The sequence below is a fragment of the Janthinobacterium paucivorans genome (assembly GCF_051380805.1).
GTDB classification, from domain to species: domain Bacteria; phylum Pseudomonadota; class Gammaproteobacteria; order Burkholderiales; family Burkholderiaceae_D; genus Janthinobacterium; species Janthinobacterium lividum_D.
Genome location: NZ_JBNYXR010000025.1, coordinates 24,048 through 34,675, shown reverse-complemented (window position 1 = coordinate 34,675; position 10,628 = coordinate 24,048). Strand labels below are relative to the sequence as shown.

Genomic DNA, 10,628 nt, shown 5'->3' with positions numbered 1-10,628 from the left:
GAGAGGTCAGCAAGGCGGCGGCCGCGCAAAGCCGGTGCCACGTCAAGCACTATTTCATTGATTTGCCATCAATTGCGCGGGCTTGCTCCTTAACTTGGGTGGATTGGGTCGGACCCTGAGGGTCCGACCCCCAGCTCTTTGCCTCTGGGTTTGGCGAATTTACTGGCGCCCATAAATCAGGCCAAAACTCTTAACTGAACGGCCTTAGGGTCTGACCCCGGGTTTTCTTCAATTTAACGATAAAAGTCAACATGACCCCTACGACCAAAAAAGTCACCTTCGCCTTCGTCATCTTCCTCGTGGCCGGCGTCCTGCTGCTGGCCGCCTACGCCTGGACGGCCCTCAGTTTCTCGTACTCGGAAGGCGAACGGGCGGGCCACCTGCAAAAGTTCGCCAAACGGGGCTGGATTTGCAAAACCTGGGAAGGTGAATTGCTGCTGACGGCGCTGCCGGGCACCATCCCTGAAAAATTCCAGTTCAGCGTGCGCGACGAGGAAGTGGCGAAGCAACTGTCGGCCGCTGCCGGCAAGCGCATCGTCGTCACCTACAGCCAGCACAAGGGCGTGCCGACGCAATGCTTCGGCGAGACCGAGTATTTTGCCGACAAAGTAGCACTGAGCCAGTAACAGCACCCTTTCCGCAATAGCGCGCCGGCCAGCCATGCTAGATCATAGATACTAGATACTAGCGCCGGCGCCATTGCCTTCCCCTCCCTGCAGCAAGTCACTGCCAGCAAGAAAAACGGGCCGCGGCAGGTCCGTACGCTCAGATCCCCATATCGAACAACAGTATCGCGAGCGGCAGTGACGCTCGCGATACTGCAATAGAGGCCGCGCAGTCGGTTTGCTTCGGCATTTTGCCTAGCGCGAACGCCAGACGGCGCCGGCGTCATTCGGCTGCGTCAAACGCTCGATCACTTCGCGCGTCAGGCTGGCCGAACTGACTTGTTCGGCTTTCGCGCGGGCGGCGCTCAAGGAACTGGAAAAGACGGTTTGCGGTTGCTCCAGGCTGGCGCGCAGCGCCGCCAGTTCATGCTCTTGCTGCTGCGCGCGGGCCGTATCGAGTTCCAGCAACTGCTGCTTGGCGGCCGCCATCGCGCGCGTGGTGTCGGCAACCTTGCGCTGCAGGGTGGCATGGGCCTGGGCACTGGCCAGCAAGGCTTGCTGTGCGGCGAGCTTCTCGCTGGCCGCCTGCTGCGCGACCCGTTCCAGCTGCTCGCGCCGACGCATGGCATCGAGCGCTTGCTGTTCCAGGGTGGCGCGCGTTTCAGCGGCCACCGTCGCCTGCTTTTCCGCTTCCAGGCGGCCGGCGATGGCTTGCGCGGCGCGCTCTTCGGCGCTGCTGGTCTGACGTTGCTGCACCAGCTTTTGCGCGATCAAGGCCAGCGACTCACGCTCGGCAGCGACGAAATCGCGCTCCGACGCCAGTAACGCATCGGCAGCTTGCGCCTTGTCTTCTTCCACGCGGGCGCGTTCGCTATGCACTTGTCCCAGTTCCACGGCCAGGCGCGCCTGCGCCTGCACGGCTTGCGCGGCAGCGGCTTTCTGCTCGCCTTCGAGCAAGGCCTGGTCGCGCAGGATACGCATGGCACTGGCTTCTTTTTCCGTCGCTTCGCGCAAGGCCTGTTCGGCCGCGTGCTGGCCGCGCAACAATTGCGCTTGCGCGTCTTCGGCGGCGATGCGTTCTTGCGCCGCGTTGAACGCCAGCGCTTCGGCTTCCAGTTTCTGTTTCAAGGCGGCGAGGGCGCCTTGTTCGGCGGCCAGGCGCTGCTGCTCGGCTTGCAGCAGCTGCTCTGCCTGTTGCGCTTTTTCCTGCGTCAGTTGCGCCGCTTGCGCTTGCGCAGCCAATGTCGCCGTGCCTGCATCAAGCGCGGCCTGCTCGGCGTCATTCTGGCTGGCGGCCAGTTGCGACGCCTGGCGTGCCAGTTCGGCGCGTGCATGCGCCAGGCTGGCGGCACGCTGCTGCTCTTCCAGTTCGCGCGCTGCCGCCACGGCGGCGGCCTGCTCGGCCGCTTCGCGGGCCTTGGTTTCTTCAAGAGCCGCCGTTTCCGCCTCCAGCTTGGCGTGGCCGGCGATTTCCGCATCCTGTTCGGCGGCCACGCGGGCCAATGCCACGGCGCGCAGCTGGCGGTCCACCTCTATGCGCGCTTCGGTGGCGGCAAGGATGCGCACGTCGGCATCGCGGCGCGCCTGCGCGCTGGCCACGGCAACCATTTCCAAACGCTCGCGGTGGATGGCCGCGTCGCGCAATTCCTTTTCCGTTTGCAGGCGCAAACGCAGCGACTGCGCCGCATGGCGTTCCGATTCCGCCTGCGCCAGCGCGATGGCTTCGCGCTCCTGTTCCAGGTGCGCCAGCGCGCGCGCTTCTTCCAGCGCGCGCACTTCGGCGGCGGCGCGGTTGAAGGCCGATTCCAGCGCGATCTGGTCGGCGCGTTCGCGTTGCACCGTCAAGTCCAGCGCTTCGCTTTCCGCTTCGGCCAGCATCTGCGCGGTCTGGCGCGCACCGTGCGCATGGCGCTCGCGTTCACGCGCCAGCACGGCGACGCGCGCGTCGGCCGAAGCGATGCCTACCATTTCTTCCTTGGCCGCCTGCACGGCGGCGACCCGTTCGACCGCTTGCAGGCGCGCCTGCTCCGTCTGTACTTGCAATTCTTCGGCGGCGCGGGCGGCCTGCTCGGCCAGCTCCGACTGCACGGCCACTTGCTCGCTGGCGCGCAAGCGGCTTTCCTGCTCGACGCGCGAACGCTGTTCAGCGGCCAGGCGGATGGCATTGTCGGACTCCACGCGGGCGCGCAGTTCGGCCGTCTCCTGCTTGACCGCTTCCAGACGGGCTACGCTGGCCTGCGCGGCGGCGCGCATGGTATCGAGACGTTCACGGTTGGCGGCGATGGCTTCTTCGGCCGCCTGCGCATTTTGCTGTGCGGCGGCGGCGGCGGCGGCGTCGATGGCGGCGCGGTCTTCGGCCAGCGAGCGCACGCGCGCCTCGGCCAGCGCGCGGCTCTCGGCGGCGCAGGTGGCCTTCGCTTCCGCTTCCACGCGGGCAATCGCTTCGTGGATGGCCTTCAATTCCATTTTCTGGCGTTGCGCAGCAGGCGCCTTGCTATCGGCTTCCACCGTTGGCTCGGCCTGCGGCTGCAGCATAGGGGTGGCAGGAGCGGCAGGAGCAGGAGCAGAAGCAGAAGCCGATGCAGCAGATGCAGCCGGCGCCTCGGTCTTGCGCTCCAAATCCTTGAAATCATGCAGCGACACCATGCTGCCCTGGTCGAACTCGTCGTCAGCCGAATAGGCGACGGTGAGGGAAGCGGCCTGACGCTGATTTTGCTGTGCTTGCATGATTTCTCGCTTATTCGGGTGAATTCCATTGCTTATAGGAATTTATTAGCACCATTATCGAGCAGGCATGCACAAATCAGCGCGGCAAGTAGAGGGGCGTTTACCGCCCTTTTCCCGCGTTTAGGTCAAACCGGCCACAAAGGCGCCTCATCCATCAAGGCAACTTGCTCCCTCAGTTCCAATATCCTGTCCTGCCAGTAGCGCTGCGTGTTGAACCACGGGAAGGCGACGGGGAAGGCGGGGTCGTCCCAGCGGCGCGCCAGCCAGGCCGAATAATGGATCAGGCGCAGGGTGCGCAGCGCTTCGACCAGGTACAGCTGGCGCGGGTCGAAATCGCAAAAATCTTCGTAACCGGCCAGGATGTCGCTCATCTGGCGCACCATCTCGCCACGCTCGCCCGACAACATCATCCACAGGTCCTGGATGGCCGGGCCCATGCGGCTGTCGTCGAAATCGACGAAATGCGGGCCCGCGTCCGTCCACAGCACGTTGCCGCCATGACAGTCGCCATGCGTGCGCAGGACGGCCACGTCGCCTGCGCGGTCATAGCAGCGCTTGACGCCATCGAGCGCCTGCTGCGCCACGCTGGAATAGGCGGCCACCAGTTCAGGCGGCAGGAAATTACCCTCCAGCAAGAATTCGCGCGGCTCGACGCCAAACGTCTGGTGATCGAGCGCCGGTCGCTCCTGATAGGTGGACAGCGCGCCGACGGCGTGGATGCGGCCGATGAAGCGCCCTATCCATTCCAGCGTCGCCGGATCATCCAGCTCCGGCGCGCGCCCGCCGTGACGGGGGAAGACGGCAAAGCGGAAGCCCTGGTACTGGTGCAGGCTGCTGCCATTGATCTCCAGCGCCGGCACCACCTGGATTTCACGTTCGACCAGCTCGGAGACGAACGCGTGCTCTTCCAGGATAGCAGTATCGCTCCAGCGCTGGGGGCGGTAAAACTTGGCCACCAGGGGCGCGCTGTCTTCGATACCCACCTGGTAGACGCGGTTTTCATAGCTATTGAGGGCCAGCAGGCGACCATCACCGCGCAGCCCCACGCTATCGAGTGCGTCAAGCACGCAATCGGGGCTCAGGGCGGAAAAGGGATGGACGGGCCGGTCGTCCTCGTGCGGCTGATTTTCATTGTGCATAAGCGACATTGTACGGCGCGCGCGGGCCGCCGGCACAAACACTTCTGTGACGAAGCCCAGCTAAGCGTATACTAGCGCCTTACATTCAATCAAAGAGCAAGCCATGCAACTCGAACAGCCATTATCAGAAAAAGAATTCGACGAATTAGACCAATTCCTGTTGTCGGAGCGCTGCTCCGAGGACGCGATGACCATGGATATGCTGCACGGCTATCTGACGGCCGTCGCCATCGGCCCGGAACCGATCATGCCGGCAGAGTGGTTGCCGCGCGTCTGGGGCGAAGATGCCGAAGATGCACCGAAATTCAAGAACAGCAAGGAAGAAGAACGCATCGTCAACCTGATCATGCGCTTCATGAACGAAGTGCTGGTGACGTTTGAAGTGGCGCCGAAGGAATTCGAAGCCCTGTTCGTCGAGCACGACTACGAAGGCCAGACCCTGATCGACGCCGAAGCCTGGTGCTGGGGCTTCTGGGACGGCATGGAATTGCGTCCTGGCGCGTGGAATGAAATCTGGGAGTCCGAAGTAGCCGAGCTGATGCAGCCGATCTATTTGCTGGGCGCCGACGAAATCAAGGAAGAAGAGCTGAAACTGGTGGAAGACCCGGTCAAGGCGCACAAGCTGGCGCAGGAGCTGGAAGCGAACCTGCCGGCCATCCACCGTTTCTGGGTACCGCGCCGCAAGGCACCGGTGCAAACCATGAAGCGCGAAGAGCCGAAAGTGGGCCGCAACGACGACTGCCCATGCGGTAGCGGCAAGAAGTTCAAGAAATGCTGCGGCGCCGAGCCGGCAGCCGAGTAACACTGCCACGCCCCTGCCCCTGATGCCGGCCGCCCCTTATCGGGGCCCGGCGTCAGTCGAGGCGGACGTGTAGCAAATGATTCAGGCGGCCCTGCGCGCCACGCTTCTGGCTGGGATGACGCAGACGTCGCCATCGCTGTTGCTCGCCGTCGTCAGGGCAATGCCATATAGCGCGGACAGCGCGGGCACGGCGCCGGCGTCGCTGGCAATATCGGCCAGTAGCTGGCCGGAGCGCACCAGCAGCAGCCGCTCGAAACCCAGCAAAGCATGATTGATGTCGTGCACGATGGCGATGACGGCGTGGCCGCGTGCGGCGCAAAACTGCTGCAGGCTATCGAGCAGATCGAACTGCAGGCCGGGATCGAGCGCTGCCAGCGGTTCGTCGACGAGTATCAAGCCGTTTTCCACATCCCACATCTGCGCAAAGATGCGCGCCAACTGCACCCTGGCCTGTTCGCCGCCGGACAAGGTATCGAGGCGGCGCTGCAGCAGATGCGCGGCGTGCGCGAGGGCGGCCGCGTCCTGCACGATACGCCCCAGCTGCGGGTCGACCAGGCGCGCCACGCGTCCCAAGCCAATCACCAGCGCGCACTGCAGCCCGAAGGCCACGTTCGAACCTTGCGGCAGGACGGCGCGGCGCCGTGCCAGCTCAGCCAGCGGCCACTGCGCCAGCGGCCGCCCGGCGAACACCACCGTGCCCGCCTGCGGATGCAGTTCGCTTGCCATCAGTTTGAGCAGGGTCGACTTGCCCGCGCCGCTGGGGCCGAGAATGGCGATGCGCTCGCCGGGCGCTACCCGCACGTTGAAGGGGCCGAAATACTGCTGGCCCAGTTGCGTGGTGGTGAAGCTCAGCTCAAGTAAGGGCGTCATGCGTATCGCTCCTAGGCAGTGCCGTGGCGGAAGCGCCGCAACAGCATCAAAAAGAAAGGCCCGCCCAGCAAGGCGGTGAATATGCCGACCGGGACTTCTGCGGGAATGGCCACGGTGCGCGCCAGCGTGTCGGCCAACAGCAGCAGCAAGGCGCCCATCAGCATCCCCAGCGGCAGCACGCGGCGCTGGTCGGCCCCCAGCCAGGTGCGTACCAGATGCGGCGCGATCAGGCCGATGAAACCGATGCCGCCGCACCAGGCGACGGCAAAGCCCGTCAACACGGCCACCAGCCCGATCACTTGCGTACGCAACCGGCCCACGTCGATGCCCACGTGCAGCGCCTGCGCCTCGCCCAGCGCCAGCGCGTTCAAGGAGCGCAGCAGGAAACGCGTGGCCCACAGCGCGCCCGCCAGTACCAGCAGCAGGGCCGCCACCTGTTGCCAGCTGCCGGCCGATAGCGAGCCGAGGGTCCAGAAAGTGAGGGTGCGCAATTGATCGTCGCTGGCCAGGTAGATGCACAGACCCATGATGGCCACCGTGATAGCGTTCAACGCCACCCCCGTCAGCAGCAGGCCGACGATGGAGCCCGGCGTGGCCCAGCGGGCGACTCTGTCGAGCAACACGCAAATGAGCATGGCGCCGGCAAACGCGGCTCCCGGCAGCAGCCACACGCGCAACTCGGGCGCTATGTGCAGGCTGGCGGCAAAGACGATGGTGGCCGCGCCAGCGCAGGCGGCGCCACTGCTCACGCCGAGCAGACCCGGGTCGGCCAGCGGATTGCGAAACAGTCCTTGCGTCAAGCCGCCGGCCAGCGCCAGCGCGGCGCCGATCAGGATGGCGAACAAGGCGCGCGGCAAGCGAATATGCCACAGCACATACGCGCCGCCCGACAGTGACTGGTCGCCAGCTTGCCACGGCGCCAGCCAGTCGGTCAGCGCCACCGGTACGGCGCCCGCCCGTACGGCGATGAGCAAGCCGCAAGCCAGTGCGGCCAGCAGCACTCCAGCAGCGCCCCAGTGTGGCAAACGCCAGGACGCTGGCGCCGTCAGCGTGCGCAGGTTCATGCCGCCATGGCTTTGGCGAAGGCGGCATCGAGCTCGGTCAGCGCTTGCGGCATGCGCGGGCCAAAGCCCAGCAGCAGCATGGCTTCCTGCGAGACGATGCGCTGCTTGCGCCCGGCCGGCGTCTGCGCCAGGCCCGGTAATGTGAGGATACCGTCCACGCCGCCAGAAGCCTTCAAGCCCTGCTCGGTGACCAGCACGATGTCGGGCCGCGCGGCGATCACGGCTTCTGGCGTGAGAGGCTTGTATCCGGCGAATCCGCCCTGGCCGCCCATCACGTTGATGGCACCCGCATACGCCAGCATGGCGTCGGCACCTGTCTCGCGTCCGCCCACCATCACCTGGTTGGGCGCATGGGCGAGGATGAACAGCACGCGCACGGCTGATTGTACCGGTGATTGGCTACGCTGGCGCACTTTGGCCAGGGCGCCGTTCCACTGCTGTTGCAACGTTTGTACCAGGCGTGCGGCGGGATCGGCACGTCCCGTGATCTGCCCCACCTGTTTCACGCGTTCGAGCAAGCCTTCAAATTTGTTGTTGGCGTTCAGTACCGTCATCGTCACGCCCGCGTCGCGCACCTGGCGCAGCACCGTTTGCGGCCCCGCTTCCTCGGTGGCGATCAGCTGCGTGGGGGCTAGCGACAGCACGCCTTCTGCCGACAGGGTGCGCGCATAGCCGACCTGCGGCAACTGCTGCGCCACGGCCGGATACAGCGAGGTGGTATCGACGCCCACCAGTTCGCCCTGCGCCCCGAGCGCATAGACGATTTCCGTCAGGGCCCCGCCCACGCTGACGATGCGCCGCGCTTTGAGCAGCGGCTTGCCGGCGTCGCTGACGGCGGCCAGCACCTGCATCGGCGCGGCCAGCGCCAACGCCCCTGCCCCCATTTTTTTCAGCGCGATGCGGCGCGCCACGCTGGCGGCGATCATGCGGCGCATAATTCGTCCTCCTGCACGACGCGCTCGACGATGTGGCGCCATTCGCACAATTCATGTACCCCTGGCTTGCGTTCGCCAAAGAACATGACGATGCTCTCGCCCTTGGCGTCGAACAGCTCCACGGATGTCACCAGGCCATCGACGGTGGGCTTTCTGACCACCCAGGCGCTGGCGATATGGTCTTCGCGCAAATGCAGGCTGAAGCGCGTGTCGAGGACATTGATCCACGGCCCCATCACGGCGACCTTGTGCACCGGCCCCGAATGAATCTGGAGCATGCCCGCATTGCCGACGAAGGCCATGATGGCGACCTTTTCACGGGCGGCCTCGTTGAGCAGGTCGAGCACGCAGGATTTGTCCAACGGCTGCACGAAGCGCGCTTCGGCAAGGCGCAGGCCCTGCAGGCGCGAAACCGAATACTTTTTCAGCAGGGTGAAAAACTCATGCGTGTCGCGCAAATCGGCCCAGGCGGCGCGAAAACCGGCCACATCGACCTGCGCGTCGGGCAATTCCAGCGGCGCCGGCGGTGGCGGCGTCACGACGATGCCGGCCGCCTGGTCGACGTCGGCAAAGCGCGCCACCAGGGCGTCATAGGCCGCCAGGTCGCTTTGCGGGCGCAGAAAAATCTTGTGCACGGCATGGCCGGCGGCATCAAAAAATTGCAGGCTGCGCTGCATTTCTGCTTCGCCGCCTTTTTCGCTTGCCTCGCGCACGGCAAAGCCATGCGCCCAGTGACGGTAAAACACGCGCAGGTCGATCTCGCCGCCCAGCACCAGGCCCACATGGTTGTTGTGACTGGCCTTGCGGTAGACGCCGGTTTTTTCATGCACGCAGGAAGCGTTGCGCGTCAGCGCCATGACTTCGCCCAGCGGCTCCAGGGCGGCGATGATGGCAGGCCAGTGTGCCTGCAGGCGCTCGGCGCCCAGCAAGGCGTCATCGGCCAGCGACAGCCCTGCGTGCGCGGCAATCAGTTCGCCTTCAGAAATGCCCAGTTCTTCGGCGATGTCACGCTGGCGGGCTTTTTTCTCGCGGCGCAAGCGGGCAAACTCGCTGGCAAGCAGCTCGGTATTGCAAATGGGGAAGGTACTCAACACGGCGTCTCCTTTCAAGGCGAACACTGGCTGGCATCGGCTGGCTGGTGATGGGGGAATCTTGAAGTCAATTATAAATGAGAATCATTCGCAATCAAGACTTATTTGTACGCAACATTTGCGCGCAAAAAAAAAGCGCCGCGACAGGAAACCCGTCGCGGCGCCAAAGGAGACCGATCGATACAGCCGATCAGTTCAAGAAAACAGGATCAGCAGACTCAAGCGCTCGCCTGCGCAGCCGGCATGGCCGCCGTCTTGGGTGCGGGACGCTGCGCCAGCAAGACCACGGCGGCCAGCACCATGGCACCGCCCAGCAACTGCGTGCCGCTGACCGATTCCTTCAGCAAGGTCACGCCGAACGCCATCGTGATGACGGGTTCAAACGTGGAAATGATGGATGCCTTGGCGGCACCGATCTGCGCCACGCCGGCAAAAAAGGCAGCTATCGCGATCGCCGTCGAGAACAGGGCGATGGCGCTGACTGCCAGCCAACCCGTTGCCGTGCCTGGCAAAGAAACACCTTGCCACATGGCAATCGCAGTATTCGACAGCCCAGCCGTACCGAGGATCACCACACAGGCGGCCAATGGGTGAATATTGTCGCGGCTTTTCGACAGGCTATTGCCAACCAGGATGTACACGGCGTACACGCCGGCGGCCATCAATGCAAGGGCAATGCCGATAGGTTGACCCTGCAGCTTGCCGCCCAGGGTGATGGCCATGCCCGCAATGGCCAGCGCCATCAGTACCAGCATGCGCCGGTCCAGCTTTTCCCAGCCCAGCGCCAGCGCCAGAATGGTCACCAGCACGGGATAGACATACAGCAACATGCCGCACAGGCCACTGCTGGCATACAGCAGGGCATTGAAGTAACCTTGCGACTGGACCGTGTACATGAGCCCCATCAGCATGTAGCCGACCAGCAAGCGGCCGCGCGGCAAGCGCCAGCCGCCCAGCCAGACCAGCGGCAGCAACAGCATGGCGGCAATAACGAAACGCAAGGCCAGCATGCTCGACGGGTTGACCCCGGACGCATATGCCGCCTTGGCAAACACTGCGGAGCTGCCGAAACCGGCAGCCGACAGCAACACCAGCGCAACAGCGCGGCGATCAGACATGACTAAACCTCTTTGAGTACGCCAGGGTAAACCTGCTGCGCGTCGCGCTTTGCGGCCGGCGATGCTCACCGTACTGAAGTACGGTTGCGCTTCTCGGCCACAAATCACTGCCGCTCGCGACGGTTTTCCCAGGCGTTGTAAATATTAATGCCAAGCAAGGCTGGAAGGTGATGCGTACGTGAAATGCATGCGTGAATCATATTGCGGGTCACTTCACGCAGTGACGGCATCATATTCCCTTGCGCGAAATGAAACAAACCAATATTCTTCACGGATA

9 protein-coding genes are annotated in these 10,628 nt (G+C 64.2%); 2 read left to right on the top strand and 7 right to left on the bottom strand.

Annotated elements, in window-relative coordinates; translation table 11 throughout:
• The first annotated feature begins 251 nt into the window (after window positions 1-251).
• Window positions 252-626 (top strand): DUF8785 domain-containing protein, encoded by a 375-nt coding sequence (locus ACQ4V8_RS21340; RefSeq protein WP_010396093.1) that lies wholly within the window; start codon window positions 252-254, stop codon window positions 624-626.
• A 234-nt stretch (window positions 627-860) separates the two neighbouring features.
• Here ACQ4V8_RS21340 and ACQ4V8_RS21335 read toward each other — a convergent pair whose 3' ends face one another.
• Both ACQ4V8_RS21335 and ACQ4V8_RS21330 read right to left on the bottom strand, forming a co-directional pair.
• Window positions 861-3,332: a coiled-coil domain-containing protein gene (locus tag ACQ4V8_RS21335; RefSeq protein ID WP_436572144.1), complete on the bottom strand. Its 2,472-nt coding sequence runs from the start codon at window positions 3,330-3,332 to the stop codon at window positions 861-863.
• Window positions 3,333-3,457: 125 nt separating this feature from the next.
• Window positions 3,458-4,471 (bottom strand): serine/threonine protein kinase, encoded by a 1,014-nt coding sequence (locus ACQ4V8_RS21330; protein WP_436572143.1) that lies wholly within the window; start codon window positions 4,469-4,471, stop codon window positions 3,458-3,460.
• Window positions 4,472-4,574: 103 nt separating this feature from the next.
• Here ACQ4V8_RS21330 and ACQ4V8_RS21325 point away from each other — a divergent pair, with 103 nt between their 5' ends.
• On the top strand, window positions 4,575-5,273 hold the full coding sequence (locus ACQ4V8_RS21325; protein ID WP_010396089.1) for a UPF0149 family protein: 699 nt from the start codon (window positions 4,575-4,577) through the stop codon (window positions 5,271-5,273).
• 81 nt (window positions 5,274-5,354) lie between these two features.
• Here ACQ4V8_RS21325 and ACQ4V8_RS21320 read toward each other — a convergent pair whose 3' ends face one another.
• The 5 genes from ACQ4V8_RS21320 to ACQ4V8_RS21300 all read right to left on the bottom strand — a co-directional run bounded on the left by ACQ4V8_RS21320 (window position 5,355) and on the right by ACQ4V8_RS21300 (window position 10,351).
• Window positions 5,355-6,143: an ATP-binding cassette domain-containing protein gene (locus ACQ4V8_RS21320; protein WP_436572142.1), complete on the bottom strand. Its 789-nt coding sequence runs from the start codon at window positions 6,141-6,143 to the stop codon at window positions 5,355-5,357.
• Window positions 6,144-6,154: 11 nt separating this feature from the next.
• On the bottom strand, window positions 6,155-7,207 hold the full coding sequence (locus ACQ4V8_RS21315; RefSeq protein WP_436572141.1) for a FecCD family ABC transporter permease: 1,053 nt from the start codon (window positions 7,205-7,207) through the stop codon (window positions 6,155-6,157).
• Window positions 7,204-8,142 carry a heme/hemin ABC transporter substrate-binding protein gene (locus tag ACQ4V8_RS21310; RefSeq protein ID WP_010396083.1) on the bottom strand — a complete coding sequence of 313 codons (939 nt, stop codon included), beginning with the start codon at window positions 8,140-8,142 and terminating at the stop codon, window positions 7,204-7,206. Before ACQ4V8_RS21310 ends, ACQ4V8_RS21315 begins: the two co-directional genes overlap by 4 nt.
• The gene (locus ACQ4V8_RS21305; RefSeq protein WP_436572146.1) at window positions 8,130-9,233 is read right to left on the bottom strand and encodes a hemin-degrading factor; all 1,104 of its coding nucleotides are present in this window, start codon (window positions 9,231-9,233) and stop codon (window positions 8,130-8,132) included. Before ACQ4V8_RS21305 ends, ACQ4V8_RS21310 begins: the two co-directional genes overlap by 13 nt.
• 218 nt (window positions 9,234-9,451) lie before the next feature.
• Entirely contained in the window at window positions 9,452-10,351 is a 900-nt protein-coding gene (locus ACQ4V8_RS21300) for a DMT family transporter (RefSeq protein ID WP_010396079.1), read from the bottom strand.
• Window positions 10,352-10,628: the final 277 nt, after the last annotated feature.

Bases quoted from the DNA above. Each gene is read 5' to 3' on its own strand.
- ACQ4V8_RS21340 (WP_010396093.1), top strand. From the start codon at position 252: ATGACCCCTACGACCAAAAAAGTCACCTTCGCCTTCGTCATCTTCCTC.
- ACQ4V8_RS21310 (WP_010396083.1), bottom strand. From the start codon at position 8,142: ATGCGCCGCATGATCGCCGCCAGCGTGGCGCGCCGCATCGCGCTGAAA.
- ACQ4V8_RS21315 (WP_436572141.1), bottom strand. From the start codon at position 7,207: ATGAACCTGCGCACGCTGACGGCGCCAGCGTCCTGGCGTTTGCCACAC.
- ACQ4V8_RS21300 (WP_010396079.1), bottom strand. From the start codon at position 10,351: ATGTCTGATCGCCGCGCTGTTGCGCTGGTGTTGCTGTCGGCTGCCGGT.
- ACQ4V8_RS21330 (WP_436572143.1), bottom strand. From the start codon at position 4,471: ATGCACAATGAAAATCAGCCGCACGAGGACGACCGGCCCGTCCATCCC.
- ACQ4V8_RS21320 (WP_436572142.1), bottom strand. From the start codon at position 6,143: ATGACGCCCTTACTTGAGCTGAGCTTCACCACCACGCAACTGGGCCAG.
- ACQ4V8_RS21335 (WP_436572144.1), bottom strand. From the start codon at position 3,332: ATGCAAGCACAGCAAAATCAGCGTCAGGCCGCTTCCCTCACCGTCGCC.
- ACQ4V8_RS21325 (WP_010396089.1), top strand. From the start codon at position 4,575: ATGCAACTCGAACAGCCATTATCAGAAAAAGAATTCGACGAATTAGAC.